Raw genomic sequence first — 22,981 nt, 5'->3', positions numbered from 1 at the left:
CGGCCCCGGGTGCAGGATCGCCCGGCACAAGCCGGAAGAGCCCCATGCACGACGCCACCCACGCGCTTCTCGTCATCGACATGCAGAACGACTTCTGCCCGGGCGGCGCGCTGGCGGTCCCCGAAGGCGACACGCTCGTGCCGAGCATCAACGCCCTGATGGACGAGTTCCGCGCCGTGATCCTGACCCAGGACTGGCACCCGGCCGGCCATTCCTCCTTCGCGTCCTCCCACGCGGGCAAGGCCCCGATGGACAGCACCGAGATGCCCTACGGCACCCAGATCCTCTGGCCCGACCACTGCGTCCAGGGAACCGAGGGCGCCGCCTTCGCCCCCGGTCTCAGGACCGATGCAGACCTGATCCTGCGCAAGGGGTTCAACCCCGGCATCGACAGCTACTCCGCCTTCTTCGAGAACGACCACCAGACACCGACCGGCCTTGAAGGCTACCTGCGCACCCGCGGGATCCAGCGGCTCACCCTTGTCGGCCTCGCCCTCGACTTCTGTGTGAACTTTTCCGCCCTCGACGCGGCAAGGCTCGGCTTCGCCGTCACCGTCCGCACCGACCTCAGCCGCGCCATCGACGCGAACGGCTCGAAGGAGGCCGCCATTAGCGCCATGCACAAGGCCGGCGTGGAGCTTCGCTGATGGATGCCCGCGCGCTGTTCCTCGGGATCGCCTTCGCGGTCATGTGGTCCTCGGCCTTCACCTCGGCCAAGATCGTCGTCGCCCACGCCCCTCCGCTGACGGCGCTGGCGTTCCGATTCGCCATCTCGGGCCTGATCGCCGTCGTCATCGCCCGCGCCCTCGGCCAGACGTGGCGCCTGACCCGGCCCCAGTGGCGCGCGACGGTGGTGTTCGGCCTGTGTCAGAACGCGCTCTACCTCGGGCTCAATTTCATCGCCATGCGCACGATCGACGCCGGGCTCGCGTCGATCATCGCCTCGACCATGCCGCTGCTGGTCGCCCTCGTCGGCTGGCTGGTGTTCCGCGAGCGTCTGCCTGCCATGGGTGTCGCCGGCCTTTTGGCAGGCCTCGTGGGCGTGGCGCTCATCATGGGCAGCCGCATCTCGGGCGGGGTGGATATGGGCGGCCTCGCGCTGTGTATCGCGGGCGTGCTGGCGCTGACCGTGGCGACCCTCAGCGTCCGGGGCGCCTCCTCGGGCGGCAATCTGTTGATGGTCGTGGGCCTGCAGATGCTGGTCGGCTCGGCGATACTGACTGTCGTCGCGATCCTGTTCGAAGAGTGGCAGGTCAACTGGACGCCGTCGCTGATCGTGGCCTTCGCCTACACGACGCTGGTGCCGGGCTTGGCCGCGACGCTGACGTGGTTCGTCCTCGTCGGCCGGATCGGGGCCACGCGCGCGGCCAGCTTCCACTTTCTCAACCCGTTCCTCGGGGTCGCCCTGGCCGCCATCGTGCTGGGCGAACGGCTCGGGCCGCTCGACCTTGCGGGCGTGGCGATCATCATGGTGGGGATTCTCGCGGTGCAGCTGACCAAGGCGCCGGCGCCAAGCGCGCCGCGCCGCACAACGGCGTGAAGTGAAATCACCACATCTGGAAAGAAGTGGTGAGCCGACAGGGGCTCGAACCCTGGACCTACTGATTAAAAGTCAGTTGCTCTACCAACTGAGCTATCGGCTCACTGGCGGGCGAGATAACGGGGCCTCCCCGGGGCGTCAAGCGCAAACCCCGCGCTTTTCTTCGTATCGTCCTCTCCTTATATGGCTGCAGCCATGATCCAACGTCCCGCACCCCTGCCGTTCATGAAGATGCACGGCCTCGGCAACGACTTCGTCATCCTCGACCTGCGCGAGGGCGAGGACATCGTGACGCCCGCGCTCGCCCGTGCCCTGGGCGACCGGCAGCGCGGCGTGGGATTTGACCAGCTCGCCACGATCCAAGCAGACGCCGGGGCCGACGCCCGCCTCGTGTTCTGGAACGCCGACGGCTCGCAGGCCGGCGCCTGCGGCAATGCGACGCGCTGTATCGCGCGGCACCTGATGGACGACACCGGCGCAACCGAACTGCGCCTGCGGACCGAGCGCGGCCTTCTGACCGCGCGCGACGCGGGCGAGGGGCTGACGGCCGTGAACATGGGCGACCCGATTCTCGACTGGCGCGAGATCCCACTGTCCGAGGACGTGGACATCGATGCCCTCCCGATCGAGGGCGCCCCCCTTGCGACCGGCATGGGCAACCCGCATTGCACGTTCTTCATGGACGACGTGACGGGCGTGGACCTTGCGACCTTCGGCCCCGCGCACGAGCGTCACCCCCTGTTCCCCCAGCGGACCAACGTCCAGATCGCCCACGTCACCGGCCCCGACCGCCTGCGGATGCGGGTGTGGGAACGTGGCGCGGGGATCACGCTGGCCTCGGGCTCGTCCTCCTGCGCCGTCGCCGTCGCCGCGCATCGCCGGGGCCTCGCGGGCCGCAGCGTGACCATCGACCTCGACGGCGGGACGATCCACATCGACTGGCGCGACGACGGCGTCTGGATGACGGGCCCCACGGCCCACGTCTTCGACGGAACGCTCACGCCCCAGTGGCTGGAGGCCGTGGAATGAGCACGCCCCCCGTCTTCTCCAACCACGGCTGCCGCCTGAACATGTACGAGACCGAGGCGATGAAGGCCCTCGCCGCGGAACATGGTCTGTCCGACGCCGTGGTAGTGAACACCTGCGCCGTGACCGCCGAGGCCGTGCGCAAGGCGAAAAAGGACATCCGCCGCCTCGCGCGCGAGAATCCCGGTGCGGCCGTCATCGTCACCGGCTGCGCCGCCCAGACCGAGCCCGAGACCTTCGCGGCGATGCCCGAGGTCACGCGCGTCATCGGCAACATCGAAAAGATGCAGCCCGCCACCTGGGCCGCGATGGCCCCCGATTTCGCGGGCGAGACGGAACGCGTGCAGGTTGACGACATCATGTCCGTCACCGAAACCGCCGGCCACCTGATCGACGGCTTCGGCACCCGCTCCCGCGCCTATGTGCAGGTCCAGAACGGCTGCGACCACCGCTGCACCTTCTGCATCATTCCCTACGGCCGCGGCAATTCGCGCTCGGTCCCAGCCGGCGTCGTGGTCGAACAGATCCGCCGCCTCGCCGCGCAGGGCTACGAGGAAATCGTGCTGACCGGCGTCGACCTGACCTCCTGGGGCGCCGACCTGCCGGGCACGCCGCGCCTGGGCGATCTGGTGATGCGCATCCTCAAGTTGGTCCCCGAGCTGCCGCGCCTTCGGATCAGCTCGATCGATTCGATCGAGGTGGACGAGAACCTGATGTGCGCGATTGCCGAGGAAGAGCGGCTGATGCCCCACCTTCACCTGTCGCTCCAGCACGGGTCGGACCTGATCCTGAAACGCATGAAGCGCCGCCACCTGCGCGGCGACGCGATCCGCTTCTGCGAAGAGGCCCGCCGTCTGCGCCCCGAGATGACCTTCGGCGCCGACATCATCGCCGGCTTCCCCACCGAGACCGAGGATCACTTCGCCGACTCCCTCCGGCTGGTCGAAGACTGCGGCCTGACCTGGCTGCACGTCTTCCCCTACTCCGCCCGGCCCGGCACCCCCGCCGCACGGATGCCCCAGCTTGACGGCGGCTTGGTGAAAGAGCGCGCCGCCCGGCTGCGCGCCCTTGGCGACCGGGCGGTGGCCGACCACCTGTCGGCGCAGGTCGGCCGCACCCACCGCGTCCTGATGGAAAGCCCCCGCATGGGCCGGACCGAGCAATTCGCCGAGGTCGCCTTTACCGCCGACCGCCCCGAGGGCCGCACCGTCGAGGCTCGGATCGAGGGTGTCGCGGGAACGCGGCTGACCGCCGCCTGACTCCGACAGGTCTCTCACACTGTTCTCACGCGACTCGCACGGTGGTCTCACCGGGTTTTCACGCGCAGAAGGGGCTCGCCTCTGCCTCCGTTCAAGGTAAGGTGAGCACATGATGGAGCTGTTCTATTCCGCCGCCTCGCCCTTTGTCCGCAAGGTCATGATCGTCCTGCACGAGACCGGACAGCTTTCGGACGTTGCGCTGCGGACGTCCGTGCAGACCCCGCTCAAGCCCGATCCGACCAATCAGAACCCGCTCGGCAAGGTGCCGTGCCTTGCCCGCCCCGATGGCCCCGCACTTTACGACAGCCGGGTGATCTGCCGGTATCTGGATGATCGCGCCGGCGCTCGGCTCTATCCGCAGCAGCGACTCTGGGATGTCCTGACGCTCGAAGCGACGGCCGACGGGATCATGGATGCCGCTGTCCTGATGGTCTACGAATGGCGCGTTCGGCCCGAGGACAAGCGGTTTCCCGACTTCGTCGACGCCCAGTGGGGCAAGGTCACGAAGGCCCTCGACGCGATCGAGAATCGCTGGCTCAGCCACCTGTCGGGGCCGCTCCACATGGGACAGATCGCGGTCGGCTGCGCCCTGGACTACCTCGACTTCCGCCACGGCGACCGCGCCTGGCAGGACGACCGTCCCGGCCTCGCCGCGTTCCAGGCGCGGATGGCCGAGCGTCCTTCCTTCTCTGCAACGGTGCCAAGCTAGGTCCGGCACATCGCGAATCGCGCTTCCTGTGTCACATTTATTGCAGCCTGTTGATTACTGCGGCATTCAACCTACTCGGACGCGACCTGCGCGCCTTTGCCCGCTGGACCGCGGAGGAATCAGGCGCTAGACAGCGCTGCAACCGCGCCGGACCAGGTTCAGGCGGATTTCCCGTGTCTGCTCCCACTCCGACGGCCGCAAGAAGGAGAGACGACCTCGTGTCCCACGCAGATGATCACGGCACCACGCGCCGCGACTTTCTCTACTATGCCACCGCAGGCGTCGGCACTGTCGTCGCAGGCGCCGCCGTGTGGCCTCTCGTGAACCAGATGAACCCGGCCGCGAACGTGCAGGCCCTTTCCTCGATTCGCGTGGATGTGAGCGGGATCGAACCCGGCACACAGCTTACCGTCCAGTGGCTCGGCAAGCCGGTCTTCATCCGTCGCCGCACCGAAGAAGAGATCGCAGAGGCGAACGCCGTCGACGTTTCGGCCCTTCCCGACCCGATCGCGCGGAACGCCAACATCGCTGGCGACGCCCCTGCCACGGACCCGAACCGGGCCCTGTCGCAGGGTGAAGGCGGCAACGCCGAGGAATGGCTCGTCATGATGGGCGTCTGCACCCACCTCGGCTGCGTGCCCCTGGGTGACGGCGCGGGCGATTTCGGCGGGTGGTTCTGCCCCTGCCACGGATCGCACTATGACACCGCCGGCCGCATTCGCCGCGGACCCGCGCCCGAGAACTTGCCCGTGCCCGTCGCGGCCTTCGACGACGAAACCACGATCGTTCTGGGATAAGGAGAACCTGAGCATGGCCGGAATCCCGCACGACCACTACGAACCCAAATCGGGTGCAGAGCGCTGGTTGCACAAGCGCCTCCCGATCGTGGCGCTTCTGTACGACACGATCATGATCCCCACCCCCAAGAACCTCAACTGGATGTGGATCTGGGGGATCATCCTGGTCTTCACGCTGGTCCTTCAGATCGCAACCGGGGTGGTGCTGGTGATGCACTACATCCCGTCGACCGAAACCGCCTTTGCCTCGGTCGAGCACATCATGCGCAACGTGAACGGCGGCTTCATGCTGCGCTACATGCACGCCAACGGCGCCTCGCTGTTCTTCGTCGCGGTCTACATGCACATCTTCCGCAACCTCTACTACGGCACCTACAAGGAGCCGCGCGAGGTGACCTGGATCATCGGCATCCTGATGTACCTGCTGATGATGGGCACCGCCTTCATGGGCTACGTGCTGCCCTGGGGCCAGATGTCCTTCTGGGGCGCCACGGTGATCACCGGCCTCTTCGGCGCAATTCCCTTCGTCGGCGAAGCCATCCAGACCTGGCTTCTGGGCGGACCGGCTGTCGGCGAGTACACACTGACTCGCTTCTTCTCCCTGCACTACCTGTTGCCCATGATCCTCGTGGGTCTGACGGCCGTCCACATCTGGGCCTTCCACACCACCGGCAACAGCAACCCCACTGGAGTCGAGGTGCGTCGCGCGTCGAAGGAAGTGGCACGGAAAGATACGCTGCCCTTCTGGCCCTACTACGTCATGAAGGACGTGTTCGCGCTGTCCGTGATCCTCGTGGTGTTCTTCGCGATCGTGGGCTTCATGCCGAACTACCTCGGCCACCCCGACAACTACATGGAGGCAAACCCGCTGGTGACCCCGGCGCACATCGTCCCGGAGTGGTACTTCCTGCCGTTCTACGCGATCCTGCGGGCCTTCACGAGCGACGTCTGGATCGTGATGTTCGCAAGCTGGATCACCGGCGGCATCATCGACGCCAAGTTCTTCGGGGTGCTGGCGATGTTCGGCGCGATCGCGGTGATGGCGCTTGCGCCCTGGCTCGACACGTCGTCGGTGCGTTCGGGCCGCTACCGGCCGATGTTCAAGTGGTGGTATGCGCTTTTCATCGTGAACTTCTTCGTCCTGATGTGGGTCGGCGCCATGCCGGCAGAAGAGCCCTACTCGACCATCTCGCTCATCGCGGCGGCCTACTGGTTCGCTTACTTCCTCGTGATCCTGCCGCTTCTGGGTGTGCTCGAGAAGCCGCTGCCCCAGCCCGCGACGATCGAAGAGGACTACGCAAGCCACTACGCCCCGACCACGGGCGGAACGACCACCGTCGTGAACCCGGCGGAATGAGAGGAATGACGATGACGCTCAGCACCATCATTCGGGCAGGCTTGGTCGGCCTGCTCCTCACGCCCGCGGCCGGTTTCGCCCAGGAGGAAGACGAAGACGCCGTCGAATCCGAAGGCGGCGACGGCGAGACCCACGTGGTCGACTACGCCTTCCCCTTCGAGGGTCCTTTCGGCACCTACGACCAGTTCCAGCTGCAGCGCGGTCTGCAGGTCTACACGCAGGTCTGCTCGGCCTGTCACGGACTGCAATATGTCGCGATCCGGTCGTTGGCCGACGACTCCGGTCCCGGCCTGCCCGAGGACCAGGTGCGCGCCTATGCTGCGCAGTTCGAGGTGTGGGACGAGGCGCTTCTCGATGGCGAGGGCGACTTCCGCCAGGCCACGCCGACCGACCAGTTCCCGGACTCCGCGCTCGCCAACGCGCCGGACCTGTCGTTGATGGCCAAGGGTCGGGCAGGCTTTCACGGACCCTACGGGCTCGGCATCAACCAGCTTCTGAAGGGCATGGGCGGCCCGGAATACCTCACCTCGCTGCTGATGGGCTACACGGGCGAGACGATGACCCAGGCCGGCGCCACCCTTTACGAGAACGTCGCCTTCGAAGGCGGCTGGATCGCCATGCCTCCGCCGCTCTACGGGGACGACGTCGAGTACGAGGACGGGACCGAGGCCTCGCTCGAGCAGGTGTCGAAGGACGTCTCGGCCTTCCTGATGTGGACAGCCGAACCCAAGCTCGCCGCGCGCAAGCGGGCCGGCTTCACCGGGGTCATTATCCTGGGTGTTCTGGCGGTGCTGCTGTACCTGACCAACAAGCGGATCTGGGCGCCCCACAAGCGCAAGATCAAGGACGCGAACGCCGAGTAAACGGCTGGTAGCGATAGGCACGAAAGGCGCGCGGCCCCCCGCGCGCCTTTTTTTGTGCGCCTAGCCCTCGGCGCCCAAATACGCCCGCAAGGCCGCCGGGGGATCGCCTAGCAGAACCTCGGTTTCCACGGGCGGCGCGGCGACACCGTCGGCCACCAGAATGGTCTCACCCCCGATACGACGCGCATCGTCGGGATCATGTGTCACCATCATCATGGTGCGCCCCCGGTCGCGTGCCAGATCCCGGACGAGGCCCTGCATCTCGGCCCGCATCGCCGGGCCAAGCGCGGCAAAGGGCTCGTCCAGCAGCAGCAGGGGCCGGTCCTGCAACAATGCGCGCGCAAAGGCAGCACGGCTCTGTTGGCCGCCCGACAGGTTTCCCGGCTTGCGATCCTCCAGCCCTTCCAGCCCCACCGACGCCAGCGCCTCGGCCACCCGGTCCCGCTCGTCCGGGCTCAGTCGGCCAGAGGGACGCAGTCCAAGGCCGACATTCTCGGCGGCGGTCATGTGGGGGAACAGGTTGTTGTCCTGAAAGATCGTGGCAACCGGCCGCTTGCCGGGGGAGAGGTGGTCGAGGCGCTCGCCATTCCACAGGATGCGTCCCTCAGCGGCTTCGGAGAAGCCCCCGATCACCGACAGCAGCGTCGACTTGCCGGCACCGGACGGCCCCATGATCGCGACCTGCGCACCCTCTGGCACCTCGAGATCGGCACGGAGGATGAAGTCGCCCTGCCGGATCACCAGCCCGTCAAGCGTCAGCATCCACACGCCCCCCTCGATCGAACACCCAGAACGCGAACAGGCTCAGCGCCAGCAACAGCACAGCCGCCCCCGCCGCGTCATCCATCCGGTACGCGCCCATCAGACGGTAGAGCTGCAGGGGCAAAGTGGCACTGTCGGCATCCGCGAACAGCGCGATCACGCCAAGATCGCCCATCGACAGCGCCGCCGCGAGCCCCGCCGAAAAGCCCAGCGGCCGCCGCAGCCGCGGTAGCAGCACCCGTCGCACCCACACCAGTTCGCTCATTGCCAGCGAAGCGGCGAGCGGGGCGTAGTCGCTCTCGACCCGCTGAACGGCAGGGGCGAGCGCCCGCAGTGCGAAGGGCAGCGCCATGACCGTGTTGACGAGCGCCGTAACCGGCAGCGCCAGCGTGTCGGGCCTGACGAAGGGATAGGTCACGATGAACAGCCCCGTCCCGAGCACCAGCGGCGAGGCGGCGAGGCCCAGCATTCCCGCAAGCTCGATCCCGCGCGCGTTTCGCCCCGCGCGCGCCGTAGCGACGGCGATCACCAGCGCGGTCGCGGTGCAGATAACCGCCGAAACCACCGCCACCCCGATCGAATGCCCCGCAGCGACCCAGACCGAGGCCGGCAGCCCCGCAATTGACGGAACGCCCCGAACCAGCAGCGCAAGAAGCGGCGTCAGCAGGAAGACCGCAGCGAGCAGGATGCAGGCTCCATCCCACCAAGCCGGCCCGAGGTCCCAGCGCCGCACAACCCGATCAAGGCCCCGCCCCAGCGCCTCGGGCACGGTTACGCCCAACGCCAGCGCTCCAACGCCCACCGTCACGGCGAGTTGCAAGAGGGCCAGGAGGGCAGCGCGCCCAAGCTCAAAGTCGAAACGGAATGCTTGGTAGATGGCGAGCTCGATGGTCGTGGCGCGCGGGCCGCCGCCCAGCGTCAGCGCCACCGCGAAGCTCGTGGTGCAGATCAGGAAGACAACAAGCGCCGCGCCCGGCAACACGCCGCGCAGCATCGGCCATTCGATGTGGCGCCCGATGTCGTGCCGTGACATGCCCAAGGCGGCGGCCAGCCGGAACCGCTCGGCCGGGATCGCCTGCCAGCCCTGCAGGACGAGGCGCGTCGCCAGCGGCAGGTTGAAGAACACGTGGGCCAGGATCACGCCGTGCGCGCCGTAGACGGAGACCGGCGACAGACCCAGAGCGCCGCCCAGGTCGTTCACCCATCCGGCGCGGCCAAAGACCATCAGCAGGCCCAGGATCGCCACGATCACCGGCAGGATGAACGGCGCCCCCAGCAGCGTGACCAGCAGCGCCCGCCCCGGAAACCGCCGCCGCGCCAGCGCTCGTGCCACCGGCACGGCAAGACCGACCGACAGCACGGCCGAGACCGCCGCCTGCCACAGGGTGAATCGGACCGCCGCCCAGTCTCCGGGCGCCAGCGACGCGCCCTCGGCCCGGGCCAGCACCGCAACGAGCGAGCCGACGACAAGGACCACGACGACAATCGCCGCGGCCCCGCCGGCAAGCGTCAGCGGCTGAGCGCGGCGCGCCATTCGTCCAGCGCGGCGTCGATGGTCTCGGGCGTTTTATCGATCGGGACAAGCAGGGTCTTCTCGGGCTCGATCAGGGTGTCGAAGCCGTCGGGCAGGCCGGCTTCGGGCATCTTGGCCGGGTACATCCAGTTCGTGGTTGGCAGCACCGACTGGGCCTCGTCCGTCGCGAGGAACGACAGGAAGTCGCGCGCCAGGTCGACCTGGTCGGACCCCTCGATCGCCGCCGCGACCTCGACCTGCAGGTAGTGCCCCTCGTCGAACTTGGCGGCGGCATAGCCATCATCGCCCTCGCCGATCCGATGATAGGCGGGCGAGGTCGTGTAGCTGAGCACCATGTCGGCCTCGCCCTCAAGGAACAGGTTGTAGGCCTCGGACCAGCCCGGAGTGACGGTCACGATGTTGTCCGACAGGCCTTCCCAAATGGCCGGCGCCTCGTCTCCGTAGGCTTCCTTGACCCATAGGAGCAGACCAAGTCCTGGGGTCGAACTGCGCGGGTCCTGAATGACGATCGAGGCGTCGCTGTCGCCAAGCGCGCGGAAGGAGGACGGCGCGTCGAAATCGGCGCGGTGGACGAAGGCGAAGTAGCCCCAGTCGAAGGGCACGAAGATCTCGCTGTCCCACTCGATCGGCAAGTCCCAGTCGACCCCCTCGACGCCGGATGGCGCGAACAGACTCGTCTCCTGCGCCTCGGCCATCAGGTTGGTATCGAGGCCGACGACCACGTCCGCGTCGGTGCGGGTGCCTTCGAGCTGAAGGCGCGACAGCAGGGCGGCGCCGTCGCCGGCGGCGGTGAACTGCAGGTCGCACGCGCAGCGGGCCTCGTAGGCCTCTTCGATGGCGGGGCCAGGGCCCCACTCGGACACGAAGCTGTCGTAGGTATAGACGTTCAGGACGGGTGGCTCCTGCGCCAGCGCAGGGCTGGTGGCGAGGAGAAGGGTCGGTATCGCGAAACGCATGTCGCCTCCTTGTCGCCGGTGGGGAAAGGGGCTTGCGCCGTCTGACCTTCCCTCCGCCGGTGTTAGCCGGATCAGGTTCTGCGGGTTCGCGGACGCGCCGCATCTCAGCCCGCCGAACGGGCACCCCGAGGTAAGGCGTGAGCTAGGACGCACCGGCACGCCTTGCAAGGGTGTGGTCAGGTGCGCAGCCACTCCAGCGCGGCGGCGACGTCATGCACCTCGGGCCGCGGCGGCAGGGCGGGCCGGTCGATCATAACCACCGGCAGGCCCAGCGCGCGTGCCGCATCGATCTTGGCACGTGCGCCCGTGCCCCCGGCGTTCTTCGACACGATGAGGTCGATTCGGTGCCGCTCCATCAGCGTGCCGTCGTCCTCCTGCGTGAATGGCCCGCGCGAGACTTCGACATGGGCGTCCGGGACGGGCAGAGGCGCCTCGGGCGGATCGACCAGGCGCAGCAGGTAGAAGTGCTGAGGGTGGCGCGCAAAGAGGTCCAGGTGCATCCGCCCGATCGCCAGCATGATGCGCCGACGCGACCCCTCCAGCGCCTGCACCGCGCCGTCCAGATCGGGCACCAAGGTCCATTCGTCGCCCAACTGCGGGACCCAGGGCGGGCGCGTCAGGGCCAGGAGCGGCACGCCCGCCTCGGCCGCGGCGGCGACAGCATGCGTGCTCATCTGTGCGGCGAAGGGATGGGTCGCGTCGATCAAGTGGGTGATGCGGTTGTCCCGCAGATAGGCCACCAGCCCCGCAACACCTCCAAAGCCCCCGACCCGCTGCGGTAGCGGCTGGCGCACCGGGCGGGCGACCCGTCCGGCGAACGAGATCGTGCCGGCGATCCCCGCCTCGGCCATGGCCCGGCAGAGTGCGGTCGCCTCGGTCGTGCCGCCGAGGATGAGGGCGCGGGGCGTCTTCATGCCAACCTGCATGACGCCTGCGGGGGGCGGAGGCAACAGCCCCTTGCCGCGCCGCGCGCCGCGTGCCACCCCTCCGCCACGCAAGGTGGAGAGCGCATGACCGGGCCCTGGCTCAGCATCATTGGCGTGGGAGAGGACGGGCCAGACGGCCTGTCCCCCGCCGCGCGCGCCGCGCTCGACGCCGCCGAGGTGGTGATGGGCCCGCCCCGCCACCTGTCGCTGGTGCCGACCGGAGGTGAGCGGGTCGAGTGGCCCGTCCCCTATGCCGACGGCATACGGATGCTGATGGAGCGGCGCGGGCGCCCTGTGGCGGTGCTGGTCTCGGGCGATCCCTTCTTGTTCGGCGCGGGATCGGTGCTGGTGCGCGATCTGGAAAGGTCAGAGTGGCGGGCCTTCCCGGGCGCCTCGGTGTTCTCGTTGGCCGCCGCCCGGCTCGGCTGGCCGTTGGAGCGGACGATCTGCCTAGGGCTCCACGCCGTGCCCCTGCAGCGCATGCGCCCGCATCTGGCGCCCGGCGCCCGGATCGTGGCCACCCTGCGCGACGGTGCCGCGGTGGCCGAACTGGGCGCGTGGCTGACCCAGATCGGGTTCGGCGGCGCGCGGATCACGGTGCTCGAGGCGCTCGGCGGCCCGCGCGAGCGCATGTCCACCCAGCAGGCCGACGCGCTGACGGCAGATCATACCCATCCCGTCGCAGTCGCCATCGAGCCCACCGGCCCGGCCCTGTCACTGTCGTCCGGGCGCCCCGACACGCTGTTCGACCATGACGGCCAGATCACCAAGCGCCCGATCCGCGCGCTGACCCTGTCGGCCCTCGCCCCCCGCGCGGGCGAGCACCTGTGGGACATCGGCAGCGGCAGCGGTTCCATCGCGATCGAGTGGCTCATGGCACACCCCGCCTGCACCGCAACGGCGGTCGAGCGCCATCCGGACCGGGCCGCCCGCATCCGCGGCAACGCGCTCGCGCTGGGGCAGGATCGGCTGACAGTGGTCGAAGGCACGGCCCCCGACGCGCTTGCCGGCCTCGCCCCTCCCGATGCGATCTTCGTCGGCGGCGGGCTGAGCGAGGCGCTGCTGGACCGGCTGACCGGCCTCGGCGCCCGCCTCGTGATCAATGCCGTAACGCTCGAAACCGAGGCGCTGATCCTCTCCGCCGAGGCCCGCCTGGGCGGCGAGCTGCTGCGCGTCCAGACTGCGCGCCCGAAACCAATCGGCGACTATCGCGGCTGGGACACCGCTTTCCCGCTGCTGCAATGGAGCTGGACCCCATGATCGTCGCAGGCTTCGGCTTCCGGCGCGCGGCGACCCTCGACAGCCTCGCCGACGCGCTCGCCGCTACGGGCGGTGCGCCAGACGCTTTGGCCACCGCCGCCGACAAGGCATCCGCGCTCGCGCCGCTGGGGGCGCGGCTGGGCCTGCCGGTCCATGCCGTTCCGCCCGACGCCCTGTCCGCCTCGGCGACGCAAACCGACAGCACCGCCTCGAAAACCCACCGCGGCACCGGCAGCGTGGCCGAAGCCGCCGCCCTCGCCGCCGCCGGGCGGGGTGCCCGGCTGTTGACCCCCCGCGTCATCTCGGCCGACCGCATGGCCACCTGCGCCCTCGCCGCCAGTTCCGGAGAGATCCCATGACCGTTCACTTCATCGGCGCCGGCCCCGGCGCGCCCGACCTTCTGACGCTGCGCGGCCGCGACCTGATCGCCGCCTGCCCCGTCTGCCTTTACGCGGGCTCGCTGGTCCCCGAGGCGGTGCTGGATCATTGCCCTGAAGGCGCCCATATCGTGAACACCGCGCCGATGGACCTTGACGCCATCATGGCCGAGATCACCGCCGCCAGCGAGCGCGGGCAGGACATCGCGCGCCTGCACTCCGGCGATCTGTCGGTCTGGTCGGCCATGGGCGAGCAGATCCGCCGCCTGGATGCCGCCGGCATCCCCTACACGGTGACCCCCGGCGTCCCGTCCTTCGCCGCCGCAGCCGCCGCGCTCGGCTCGGAACTGACCCTGCCCGGCGTCGCGCAGTCGGTCGTCCTGACCCGCACGCCGGGCCGCGCCTCGTCCATGCCCGAGGGCGAGACGCTGACCAACTTCGCCGCCACCGGCGCAACCCTGGCGATCCACCTGTCGGTCCAGAACCTTGCCACGGTGGTCCAAGACCTCACCCCCGCTTATGGCGCCGACTGCCCCGTGGCGATCGTGTTCCGCGCCAGCTGGCCGGACGAGCAGATCCACCGCGCCACCCTCTCTACCGTCGAGGCGACCTTGCCCGAGGGCATCACCCGCACCGCCCTGATCCTCGTCGGCCAAGCCCTTGGCGCCACCGAATTCACCGAAAGCCGCCTTTACGCCGCCGGCTATGACCGCCGCTACCGCCCCCAATCCGCCGACAGTCCGTGGAGCGGCTGGCAACCCGGCGACGACTGATCCGCATATCTTGAAAGGGTCCGCCATGACGCTTCCCCCCGGCCTCCTCGTCTCGGCCCCGGCCTCGGGCACCGGCAAGACGACCGTCATGCTGGGCCTCCTTCGGGCGCTGGCCGATCGGGGTCTGACCGTGCAGCCCTTCAAGTCCGGCCCCGACTACATCGACCCCGCCTTCCACTTCGCCGCCAGCGGCAGGCCGTCCTTCAACCTTGACAGCTGGGCAATGGACGAGGGGCTGCTCGGTGCGCTGGCCACCCGCGCGGCCGGCGTCGATATCTGCGTGGCCGAAGGCTCCATGGGCCTTTACGACGGGGTCGCCACGAAAGGCCGGGCCGGGTTCGGCACCTCGGCCGAGACGGCGAAGCGCATGGGTTGGCCGGTAATCCTGGTCCTCGACGTCGGCGGGCAGGCACAGTCCGCGGCGGCGACCGCGCTCGGCTTTGCGACCTACACGCCCGACCTGCCCTTTGCCGGCGTCATCCTTAATCGCGTCGCCTCGCCCCGGCACGAGCGGCTGACCCGCATGGGGATGGAGCGTGCCGGCCTGCCTGTCCTCGGCGCCCTGCCCCGGCGCGGAGACCTCGCCCTGCCCGAACGCCATCTTGGCCTGATCCAGGCGGTCGAGCATCCCTACCTCGACGCGGCCATCGCGGGCTACGCGGCCTTCCTGGCCGAGAATATCGATCTCGACACGGTCATCGCCGCCGCCCGCGCCGGTATCGCGCCGACCGCCGGCCCCTTACCGAAACCGCCCGCCCAGCGCATCGCGCTTGCGCAGGACGCGGCGTTCTCGTTCACCTATCCGCACCTTCTGGAAGGCTGGCGGCAGGCGGGGGCTCAGATCTTGCCCTTCTCGCCCCTCGCCAACGATCCCGTCCCCGACGCCGACCTCGTCTGGCTGCCCGGAGGCTACCCCGAGCTTCACGCCGGCCGCCTCGCCGCAGCTTCGACCTTCCGGCGGAGCCTGCAGGACCACGCCCACAGCAAGCCGGTCCACGGCGAATGCGGCGGCTACATGGCCCTCGGCACTGCGCTGATCGACAAGGAGGGGGAGCGGCACGAGATGGCCGGCCTTCTGGGCCTCGTCACCTCGTACGAGCGGCGCAAGTTCCACCTGGGCTATCGCCGCGCCACGCTGGAAAGGCCAATGCCCGGCCACGCGCCCGGCGCGGTGCTGCGCGGGCACGAGTTCCACTATTCCACCGTGCTGGACCAGCCTGACGCGCCGCTGGCCGCCGTCGCGGATGCGGACGGCAACCCGGTGCCCGAAACCGGTGCTCAGCGCGGCAACGTGACGGGCACCTTCTTCCACATGATCTCAGCGGAAGACTGAGAAGCCGGGGATCCGCAGGTTCGGGTAGGACCGGCGGATGATCCACGCTCCGGCCCCGAGGCTTGCGACGATGATGATGGCGGTGACGATGTCGACGAACATGGAAACGGCTCCTTGACCAGTTGGCCGAGGCATACGTCCGAGGCATCTAGGCACCGGTCGGTCACCGGCAATTCGCGGGCGGTTTGCGACTGGACCAACGATTTTGCGCACGAAATTCTTTCCCTCTGCGTCTCACGCGCCTAAAGCGGCAAAATGACCGGTTTCGTCAGCTTCGTCGGCTCGGGCCCCGGTGACCCGGAGCTTCTGACCCTCAAGGCCGTGGATCGCCTGAAGCGGGCGGATGCGGTGCTGTTCGACGACCTGTCGTCGGGGCCGATCCTGTCGCACGCGAGGACCGGCGCCGACCTTGTCGCCGTGGGAAAGCGCGCCGGGCGCCCCTCGCCCCGGCAGGACCATGTCAGCCGCCTGCTGGTGGACTACGCCACCGGGGGCGGCCGGATCGTGCGCCTGAAATCGGGCGATTCCGGCGTGTTCGGGCGGCTTGAGGAAGAACTGACGGCTCTCAAGGCCGCAGGCATCCCCTACGAGATCGTGCCGGGCATCCCATCGGCCATCGCGGCGGCCGCCGCGGCGGGCATCCCCCTGACGCGGCGCCTGACCGCCCGCCGGGTGCAGTTCGTCACCGGCCACGACATAAGCGGCGCGCTGCCCACGGACCTCGACCTTGATGCGCTGGCCGATCCCACAGCCTCGACGGTCGTGTTCATGGGCAAGCGCACCTTCCCCGCGCTGGCCGAGGCGCTGATCGCGCGCGGCCTGCCCCGCCAGCAGCCGGCGATCCTGGCCGAGGCCGTCTCGACGCCCGACCAGATCATCACGCGCAGCACCGTCGCCGAACTGGCCGAGCGCCTCGCCGCCGAGCGGTCCGAGCATGCTGCGCTGATCCTCTACGGACCGCTGGCCGATGGTTGAGATCACGCTGGTCGGCATCGGCACCGGCAACACGGACCACGTCACGCTCGAGGGCCGCCGCGCCATCGCCGAGGCTGCGCTGATCCTGATCCCCCGCAAGGCCGCAAAGGATGACCTCGCCCATCTGCGCGAACGGATCGTGGCAGAGGCCGATAGCCGCGCCCGGATCGTCCATTTCGACTACCCCACCCGCGACGAGCGCCTGCCCTACCAGGAACGCGTCCGCGTCTGGCACGACGAGATTGCCCACCGCTGGCAGGCGGCCATCGGCGACGAGCCCGCCGCCACGCTGCTCGTCTGGGGCGATCCGGGGCTCTACGATTCGACCCTGCGGATCGCTGCGCGCCTGCCGGATGCGCGCACCCGCGTCATCCCCGGCATCACCGCTCTGCAGGCGCTGACTGCCGCGCATGCGATCCCCTTCAATACGGTGAACGGGCCTGTCTCGGTCACAACGGGGCGCCGCCTGCGGGAGCATGGCTGGCCGGACGCAGCCGAGACGGTCGTGGTGATGCTGGACGGCGGATGCAGCTTTTGCACGCTCCCCAGCGATCTGCATATCTGGTGGGGCGCCTACCTGGGAATGCCCGAGCAGATCCTGGACCACGGCCCCCTGTCGGAGGCAACGCCTCGAATCATCGCCGCCCGCGCTGCCGCGCGCGAGCGCCACGGCTGGATCATGGACACCTACCTGCTGCGGCGGCCGGAGTGACCGCGATCCTCCACCTCTGCACGACATGCCGCGCGGGGGTCGACACAGCCGCCTTACGCGAGGCGCTGCCCGAAGGCGCAGAGTTGCGCCTTCATGAATGCCTGAACGCCTGCGGCAAGCCGGTGGCCCTGTCGATGCAGGGACGGGGCACGGGCTACCTTTTCAATGGCGTCGACCCCGTGACCGATGCGCACGATATTGCCGCGACCGCACGGATCTACATGGCAGCGCCGGGCGGCGTGATCGAGGACGCACGCCCCTGCGGGCGCCTGCGCTTCTGTCTGCTCGGGCGACTGCCGGCGGTTTGATGGCGCACGTGCCATAGGCCTTTGGCTTCATCGCCCTAGGTCGCCGCTGCAACAGCGGATGAAGGAGCCCAGCATGACCACGCACACCTGCGACGTCGCGGTGATCGGCGCCGGAACCACCGGACTATCGGCCGTGCAGGCCGCCCGCGACGCTGGCGGAAAGGTCCTGCTGATCGACCCCGATTTCGTCGGAACCATGTGTGCGAACTACGGCTGCATGCCGTCGAAACTGCTACTGGCCTCGGCGAACGCCGCCCATGCGGCGCGCGGCCTCGGCACATTCGGCATCCGCACCGGCTCTGTCGAGGTCGACGGCCCGGCGGTGTTCCAGCGGGTCCGGAAGCTGCGCGACGACTTCGCGGCATCGGCCCGGGAGACGTTCGACAAGCTGCCCACGGGCACCTGCATCGAGGCCCGCGCCCGCTTCACCGGTCCGACGACGCTGTCCCTCGACACCGGCGACACGGTCGAGGCCGGCGCGGTCGTGATCGCCACCGGATCGTCGCCGATGATCCCCCCACCCCTGCAGGGCCTGGGTGAGCTTGCCCTGACAAACCGCACGGTCTTCGACCTCGAGGATCTGCCGCGACGGCTTGCAGTGCTTGGCGGCGGTGCCATCGGGCTGGAGCTGGCGCAGGGCTTCGCGCGGCTGGGGGTCGAGGTGACGCTGCTCGACAAGGCCAATACCCTGGGCGGAGCCAGAGACCCCGACGTCCAGAAAGCCGTGCACGAGGCGATGGCCGAAGAGATGACCCTGAGGCTTGGCGTCTCGGTCGAGGGCGAGCGGCGGGGGGATGAGGTGCACCTTTCATGGGACGGCGAGAGTTCCGGTACGGGCAGTTTCGACCGGGTGCTCGTGGCGACGGGGCGCCCCCCGAACCTCGACGGGCTGGGGCTCGACGCCACCGGCATCGCCTGCGACGACAAGGGCGTCCCGGAGTTCAACCCGCGCACCCTGCAATGCGGCGACGCCCCGATTTTCATCGCGGGAGACGCGAACGCCGACCGGCCGGTCCTGCACGAGGCATCCGAAGAGGGCGCGCTGGCGGGCCGGAACGCGGTGGCCTTTCCCGCCGTCACGGCGGTCAAGCGCGTGCCGCCCTTCACGGTCACCTTCACCGATCCCCCGCTCGTCCAGATCGGCGAGGGGCCGAGCGAGGACGGCTCGTCCGGCACCTCGCGGTTCGAGGATCAGGGCCGCGCCAAGATCGAAAATCGGAATCGCGGCGTGGTTCGCCTGTTCGGAACGCTCGGCGACGGTCGCCTCGTGGGCGCCGAGCTGTTCGCGCCGGGGGCCGAGCACATGTCTCATTTCCTGCTGCTGGCGATCATGAACGGGATGACCGCCTCGTCCGTGGCCGAGGTTCCCTTCTACCACCCCACGCTGGAAGAGGGTCTGTCCGCCGCGCTCAGCCAGATCTGCAGCAACACGCCGATGACGACACCAGGGCGCTGGCAAAACACGCCTCCACCGGGCGCATGATCGCCATGGGGTGTTGAGAAACGGTTACAATCCGTTGATACCGGCGTCACGAATGTGACCTGGAGTGACCCTCATGAAGATCGCGATCCTCGGCGGAGACGGTTTCGTCGGCTGGCCCACCACGCTGCACCTCTCGGACCTTGGCCACGAGGTGCACATCGTCGACAACCTGTCGCGCCGCTGGATCGATACCGAGCTTGGCGTCCAGTCGCTCACGCCGATGGACTCGATCCAGGAGCGCTGCCGCATCTGGCACGAGATCAGCGGCCGCCGCATCCAGTTCCACCTGATCGACCTTGCCAAGGAATACGAGCGGCTGAAGGTCTGGCTGTCCGAGATGAAGCCCGACGCGATCATCCACTTCGCCGAACAGCGCGCCGCGCCCTATTCGATGAAGACCGACCGCCACAAGGTCTACACGGTCAACAACAACGTCAGCGCGACGCATAACCTTTTGGCCGCAATGGTGGAAGCCGGGATCGACGCGCATCTGGTCCATCTGGGGACCATGGGCGTCTACGGCTATTCGTCGGTCGGCGCGCCCATCCCCGAGGGCTATCTGGACATCGAGATCGACACGCCGAACGGCAAGAAGGAGCAGGAGATCCTGTATCCGACCAAGCCCGGCTCGGTCTATCACATGACCAAGTCTCTGGATCAGATCCTGTTTCAGTTCTATGCGCAGAACGATGGCCTGCGGATCACCGACCTGCATCAGGGCATCGTCTGGGGCACACATACCGATCAGACTCGCAAGCACGAGCAGCTGGTGAACCGCTTCGACTATGACGGCGATTACGGCACGGTGCTGAACCGTTTCCTGATCCAGGCGGCGATCGGCTACCCGCTGACCGTCCACGGCACCGGCGGCCAGACCCGCGCCTTCATCCATATCCGCGACTCCGTCCGCTGCATCGAGCTTGCCCTCGGCGACGCGCCGAAGCAGGGCGAGCGGGTGCGCATCTTCAATCAGATGACCGAGACCCACCGCGTCCGCGATCTGGCCGAGATGGTGGCCCGCATGACCGGCGCCAAGATCGCCAACCTGCCGAACCCCCGCAAGGAAGCGCCCGAAAACGACCTGATCGTGAAGAACGACCAGTTCCTGGCGCTCGGCCTCGACCCCACGACGCTCGAGGAAGGGCTGCTGGACGAGGTGGTCGAGGTCGCCCGGAAATACGCCTACCGCATCGACCGCAGCCGCGTGCCGGCCGTGTCGGGCTGGACCAAGGATTTGGGCGCCAAGGTCGAGCGTGACCCCGAGGGCAAGGCGTTGAAGTCGGTTTCGTGAGGCGCGCTTACGTCACCCTCGTCACCAACGCGGATTTCGCGATGGGGGCGGGGGCGCTGCTGAACTCGCTGGCGCTGACAGGCACCACGGCGGACCGGGTGGTGATGCATACGGGCGGCGTTCCGGCGGACGCGCTCGGGCCCCTGACGGCCGCGGGAGCGCGGCTTGTGCCGGTCGAGTTGCTGCCCACCTCGGACGCCTTCAACGCCGCCCACCAGCGCGAGGCGTTGCACGGCGCCGCGCCCTTCACCAAGGGCGAAAAACCGGCGTTTCACACGCCGCTCGACAACTTCGCCAAGCTGCGTTTGTGGCAGCTGGACTATGACCGCGTGGTGTTCCTCGACGCGGACACGCTGGTCCTGCGCGACATCGACAAGCTGTTCGACTACCCCGAGTTCTGCGCCGCACCGAACGTCTACGAGAGCGTCTCCGATTTTCACCGCATGAACTCGGGCGTCTTCACCGCGCACCCCGATCCAGCGACTTATCAGGGGATGCTTGAGCGGCTTGATCAACCCGGCGCGTTCTGGCGGCGCACCGACCAGACCTTCCTGCAGGAGCGGTTCCCCGACTGGCACGGCCTGCCGGTGACCTGCAACATGCTTCAATACGTCTGGTTCAACCTTCCCGGCCTCTGGAATTGGGACGCAATCCGGGTCCTGCATTTCCAATACGAAAAACCCTGGCAGAGGGATCATCCCAAGGCGGCTGCGCTGCGCCCGCTGATCGACCTGTGGCATCGATACGCAGAGGGCGAGGCGCCGGACCTCTCCGTATTGCCAGCGCCCGAATGAGGATCGCGATCACCGGGGCGAGCGGCCTCGTCGGCTGGCCGATCGCGCGGTGGCTCGCCGCAAGGGGGCACGAGGTGACAACCCTCGGGCGCTGCCCCGTGCCCGGCTTTGCGCACCAGCCTTGGCATCTTGGCGAGGCACCGGACCTGTCTGGGCACGACGCCTTGGTCCACGCGGCCTTCGCCCATGTGCCTGGGCGCTACAGGGGCGGCGAGGGCGACGATCCGGACGGTTTCATCCGCGCCAACCTCAAAGGCACGCTCACGCTTTTCGATGCTGCCGCGCGCGCGGCCCTTCGCGTCGTCTTCTTGTCGAGCCGTGCCGTCTATGGCGCCTATCCGCCGGGCACCAGACTGGCCGAGGACCTGCCCCCCCGCCCCGATACGCTCTATGGTGAAGTGAAGCTGAAGGCCGAGCGCGCGTTGTCCGGGCGCGGGACGAGCCTGCGCGCGACCGGGGTCTATGGCCCTCCGGTGCCGGGCCGTGCGCACAAATGGGTGGACCTTTTCACCCGCTTCGCTGCCGGAGAGCGCCCCGTGCCCCGGATCGGCACCGAGGTTCACGCCGAGGATCTTGCCGACGCGGTCGAACGGGTGCTCGCGCTGGAAACGCCGCCCGCGGTGCTGAACGTGTCGGACATCGTGCTGGACCGGCACGACCTGCTCGCCCGCTATGCCCGGATTGCCGGGGTCCCGGGGCACCTGCCCGACCGCACGGATTCAGCCGTGGTAAGCGAGATGGATACCGTCCGCCTGCGCGGCCTGGGCTGGCATCCGCAAGGGGACGCGGGTCTTGATCCGGTGCTGCACGCCATCGCGGCGTTCGAACGCTAGAGCGGCGCCGAGCCGGACAGGACGATCACGAAGGCATCTGCGGGAATATCCGCGTCGGCACCCTCGAACACGAGCGTCTGACCGCTTTTGAGGGTGATCGTGGTGCCGTCTTCCGTGGTCTCTTGCGAAGAGACGTAATCCTCGAAATCAATCGAATCGCCCTCGTCGCCCGGGACGTGCAGCTCGATCACGTCATCCTCGGCCGAGAAGTCCTCGAACACGATGCTCGCAGAGCCACTTCCTGCCTCGCCCGCGTTCAGCGATACCGTATCGCTCCCGCTGCCCAGACGGATGACGTCGCCGGCGCCAGCGAAAACCAGATCGTTACCCGCGCCCGCGTCGATGTCGTCGCCTTCATCATCATCGTCGGCCACGAAGCCGCCCATGTCGTGGATCGTGGCATCCTCGCCGCTGATGATCGTGTCGTCGCCGTCGCCGCCGTCGATCTGGTCCGCGCCCGTACCGCCGACGAGGAAGTCGTCGCCCGCAGAACCCAGAAGAGTGTCCGCACCGGCTTCGCCGCGCCCCTCAAGCACCGGGTCATCCGTTCCACTCTGCGAGAAATCGAGCAGATCGTCCCCATCACCACCTCGCGCGGCCAGGACGCCCTCGGTCCCGTGGATGACGTCATCCCCCTCCTGGCCGTGGATGATGTCGCTGCCGCCAGCTTCGATGGTGTCGCCGCCCGCGCCCGCGGCGACCTGATCCTGCCCGCCAGTGTCTTCGATCACGGTTCCCTCGGGCGCCTCGGTTTCGCCCTCGTCTACGGTGTCGCCCCCCGCGTCGTACAGATCGGTCGCGTCCGTGTCGCCCGACATGTCATCGGCGGGCGACGTCTCTGCGTCTTCGGTGTCAGAATGGTCATCGCTCCCGAAAGGGAGCGCCGACAGGGACACCATGCCTCCAAGCAGTACCAGGAATCCGAGCATCCGCCGCCCTTCCACTAAGTCATCGCACGACTCTCGGGCCACATTCGTGCGCTTCAACGCCGCAAACGTGGCAGCCCCGAGCCGCATGCCGAGCATCCGCTGCGATTTAGCGCGGAATTCACCGAAAATTCGGCGTCCATTCTAGACGCTTGCCACCATACGGCCACCAAGCTTGTCCGGGAAA

At 68.5% G+C, this 22,981-nt stretch carries 24 protein-coding genes, 1 tRNA gene and 1 riboswitch; of the genes, 19 read left to right on the top strand and 6 right to left on the bottom strand.

The window, feature by feature from the left end; genetic code table 11:
- Window positions 1–44 precede the first annotated feature (44 nt).
- Together pncA and ACFDS3_RS00610 are read left to right on the top strand one after the other, a co-directional pair.
- Window positions 45–647, top strand: a complete 603-nt coding sequence (pncA, locus tag ACFDS3_RS00615) for a bifunctional nicotinamidase/pyrazinamidase (protein ID WP_375260385.1) — start codon at window positions 45–47, stop codon at window positions 645–647.
- The gene (locus tag ACFDS3_RS00610) at window positions 647–1,540 is read left to right on the top strand and encodes a DMT family transporter (RefSeq protein WP_375260384.1); all 894 of its coding nucleotides are present in this window, start codon (window positions 647–649) and stop codon (window positions 1,538–1,540) included. The genes pncA and ACFDS3_RS00610 overlap by 1 nt, the downstream gene beginning before the upstream one ends.
- Window positions 1,541–1,567: 27 nt before the next feature.
- Here ACFDS3_RS00610 and ACFDS3_RS00605 read toward each other — a convergent pair.
- Window positions 1,568–1,643, bottom strand: a tRNA-Lys gene (locus ACFDS3_RS00605).
- Window positions 1,644–1,735: 92 nt separating this feature from the next.
- Here ACFDS3_RS00605 and dapF point away from each other — a divergent pair.
- The 6 genes from dapF (at window position 1,736) to ACFDS3_RS00575 (ending at window position 7,551) form a co-directional block, all read left to right on the top strand.
- Window positions 1,736–2,569: a diaminopimelate epimerase gene (gene dapF, locus ACFDS3_RS00600; RefSeq protein ID WP_375260383.1), complete on the top strand. Its 834-nt coding sequence runs from the start codon at window positions 1,736–1,738 to the stop codon at window positions 2,567–2,569.
- Complete coding sequence (gene mtaB, locus ACFDS3_RS00595; RefSeq protein ID WP_375260382.1) at window positions 2,566–3,825, top strand: tRNA (N(6)-L-threonylcarbamoyladenosine(37)-C(2))-methylthiotransferase MtaB; 1,260 nt, start codon at window positions 2,566–2,568, stop codon at window positions 3,823–3,825. Before dapF ends, mtaB begins: the two co-directional genes overlap by 4 nt.
- A gap of 112 nt (window positions 3,826–3,937) precedes the next feature.
- A complete protein-coding gene (locus ACFDS3_RS00590) occupies window positions 3,938–4,534 on the top strand; it encodes a glutathione S-transferase (RefSeq protein WP_375260433.1) in 597 nt (198 codons plus the stop codon).
- A 218-nt stretch (window positions 4,535–4,752) separates the two neighbouring features.
- Window positions 4,753–5,331, top strand: a complete 579-nt coding sequence (petA, locus tag ACFDS3_RS00585; protein ID WP_375260381.1) for a ubiquinol-cytochrome c reductase iron-sulfur subunit — start codon at window positions 4,753–4,755, stop codon at window positions 5,329–5,331.
- Window positions 5,332–5,344: 13 nt separating this feature from the next.
- The gene (locus ACFDS3_RS00580) at window positions 5,345–6,688 is read left to right on the top strand and encodes a cytochrome bc complex cytochrome b subunit (RefSeq protein ID WP_375260380.1); all 1,344 of its coding nucleotides are present in this window, start codon (window positions 5,345–5,347) and stop codon (window positions 6,686–6,688) included.
- A 5-nt stretch (window positions 6,689–6,693) separates the two neighbouring features.
- The gene (locus tag ACFDS3_RS00575) at window positions 6,694–7,551 is read left to right on the top strand and encodes a cytochrome c1 (RefSeq protein ID WP_375260379.1); all 858 of its coding nucleotides are present in this window, start codon (window positions 6,694–6,696) and stop codon (window positions 7,549–7,551) included.
- A gap of 60 nt (window positions 7,552–7,611) precedes the next feature.
- Here the strand turns inward: ACFDS3_RS00575 and ACFDS3_RS00570 are convergent, their stop codons facing one another.
- The 4 genes from ACFDS3_RS00570 to ACFDS3_RS00555 form a co-directional block, all read right to left on the bottom strand.
- On the bottom strand, window positions 7,612–8,313 hold the full coding sequence (locus ACFDS3_RS00570) for an ATP-binding cassette domain-containing protein (RefSeq protein ID WP_375260378.1): 702 nt from the start codon (window positions 8,311–8,313) through the stop codon (window positions 7,612–7,614).
- On the bottom strand, window positions 8,300–9,847 hold the full coding sequence (locus ACFDS3_RS00565; protein WP_375260377.1) for an ABC transporter permease subunit: 1,548 nt from the start codon (window positions 9,845–9,847) through the stop codon (window positions 8,300–8,302). The genes ACFDS3_RS00570 and ACFDS3_RS00565 overlap by 14 nt, the downstream gene beginning before the upstream one ends.
- On the bottom strand, window positions 9,823–10,803 hold the full coding sequence (thiB, locus tag ACFDS3_RS00560) for a thiamine ABC transporter substrate binding subunit (protein ID WP_375260376.1): 981 nt from the start codon (window positions 10,801–10,803) through the stop codon (window positions 9,823–9,825). Before thiB ends, ACFDS3_RS00565 begins: the two co-directional genes overlap by 25 nt.
- A 31-nt stretch (window positions 10,804–10,834) precedes the next feature.
- Window positions 10,835–10,941: riboswitch (TPP riboswitch) on the bottom strand.
- Window positions 10,942–10,979: 38 nt separating this feature from the next.
- The gene (locus ACFDS3_RS00555; protein ID WP_375260375.1) at window positions 10,980–11,717 is read right to left on the bottom strand and encodes a cobalt-precorrin-6A reductase; all 738 of its coding nucleotides are present in this window, start codon (window positions 11,715–11,717) and stop codon (window positions 10,980–10,982) included.
- Window positions 11,718–11,813: 96 nt separating this feature from the next.
- Between ACFDS3_RS00555 and cbiE the strand changes: the two genes are divergently transcribed.
- From cbiE to ACFDS3_RS00500, 11 genes are all read left to right on the top strand, one after another.
- Complete coding sequence (gene cbiE, locus ACFDS3_RS00550) at window positions 11,814–12,989, top strand: precorrin-6y C5,15-methyltransferase (decarboxylating) subunit CbiE (RefSeq protein ID WP_375260374.1); 1,176 nt, start codon at window positions 11,814–11,816, stop codon at window positions 12,987–12,989.
- A complete protein-coding gene (locus tag ACFDS3_RS00545; RefSeq protein WP_375260373.1) occupies window positions 12,986–13,348 on the top strand; it encodes a cobalamin biosynthesis protein in 363 nt (120 codons plus the stop codon). The genes cbiE and ACFDS3_RS00545 overlap by 4 nt, the downstream gene beginning before the upstream one ends.
- Window positions 13,345–14,139, top strand: coding sequence for a precorrin-4 C(11)-methyltransferase (gene cobM, locus ACFDS3_RS00540; protein ID WP_375260372.1), 795 nt, complete (start codon window positions 13,345–13,347; stop codon window positions 14,137–14,139). The genes ACFDS3_RS00545 and cobM overlap by 4 nt, the downstream gene beginning before the upstream one ends.
- Window positions 14,140–14,164: 25 nt before the next feature.
- Window positions 14,165–15,472, top strand: coding sequence for a cobyrinate a,c-diamide synthase (locus ACFDS3_RS00535; RefSeq protein ID WP_375260371.1), 1,308 nt, complete (start codon window positions 14,165–14,167; stop codon window positions 15,470–15,472).
- Between the two features lie 255 nt (window positions 15,473–15,727).
- A complete protein-coding gene (cobA, locus tag ACFDS3_RS00530) occupies window positions 15,728–16,447 on the top strand; it encodes a uroporphyrinogen-III C-methyltransferase (RefSeq protein ID WP_375260370.1) in 720 nt (239 codons plus the stop codon).
- The gene (gene cobF, locus ACFDS3_RS00525; RefSeq protein ID WP_375260369.1) at window positions 16,440–17,159 is read left to right on the top strand and encodes a precorrin-6A synthase (deacetylating); all 720 of its coding nucleotides are present in this window, start codon (window positions 16,440–16,442) and stop codon (window positions 17,157–17,159) included. Before cobA ends, cobF begins: the two co-directional genes overlap by 8 nt.
- Window positions 17,156–17,467 carry a DUF1636 family protein gene (locus tag ACFDS3_RS00520; RefSeq protein ID WP_375260368.1) on the top strand — a complete coding sequence of 104 codons (312 nt, stop codon included), beginning with the start codon at window positions 17,156–17,158 and terminating at the stop codon, window positions 17,465–17,467. The genes cobF and ACFDS3_RS00520 overlap by 4 nt, the downstream gene beginning before the upstream one ends.
- 73 nt (window positions 17,468–17,540) lie before the next feature.
- Window positions 17,541–18,950, top strand: a complete 1,410-nt coding sequence (locus ACFDS3_RS00515) for a dihydrolipoyl dehydrogenase (protein ID WP_375260367.1) — start codon at window positions 17,541–17,543, stop codon at window positions 18,948–18,950.
- Window positions 18,951–19,023: 73 nt separating this feature from the next.
- Entirely contained in the window at window positions 19,024–20,241 is a 1,218-nt protein-coding gene (locus ACFDS3_RS00510; protein ID WP_375260366.1) for an NAD-dependent epimerase/dehydratase family protein, read from the top strand.
- Complete coding sequence (locus ACFDS3_RS00505) at window positions 20,238–21,035, top strand: glycosyltransferase (protein ID WP_375260365.1); 798 nt, start codon at window positions 20,238–20,240, stop codon at window positions 21,033–21,035. The genes ACFDS3_RS00510 and ACFDS3_RS00505 overlap by 4 nt, the downstream gene beginning before the upstream one ends.
- Window positions 21,032–21,868 carry an NAD-dependent epimerase/dehydratase family protein gene (locus ACFDS3_RS00500; RefSeq protein WP_375260364.1) on the top strand — a complete coding sequence of 279 codons (837 nt, stop codon included), beginning with the start codon at window positions 21,032–21,034 and terminating at the stop codon, window positions 21,866–21,868. Before ACFDS3_RS00505 ends, ACFDS3_RS00500 begins: the two co-directional genes overlap by 4 nt.
- On the opposite strand, the gene ACFDS3_RS00495 is transcribed toward ACFDS3_RS00500, so the two are convergent.
- Window positions 21,865–22,797, bottom strand: coding sequence for a calcium-binding protein (locus ACFDS3_RS00495; protein ID WP_375260363.1), 933 nt, complete (start codon window positions 22,795–22,797; stop codon window positions 21,865–21,867). The two genes, ACFDS3_RS00500 and ACFDS3_RS00495, sit on opposite strands and share 4 nt — an antisense overlap.
- Window positions 22,798–22,981 lie beyond the last annotated feature (184 nt).

This window comes from Palleronia sp., from assembly GCF_042089775.1.
Lineage (GTDB): Bacteria > Pseudomonadota > Alphaproteobacteria > Rhodobacterales > Rhodobacteraceae > Palleronia.
Note: the sequence above shows the minus strand (reverse complement) of the source record. Positions and strands in the feature narration are given on the sequence as shown.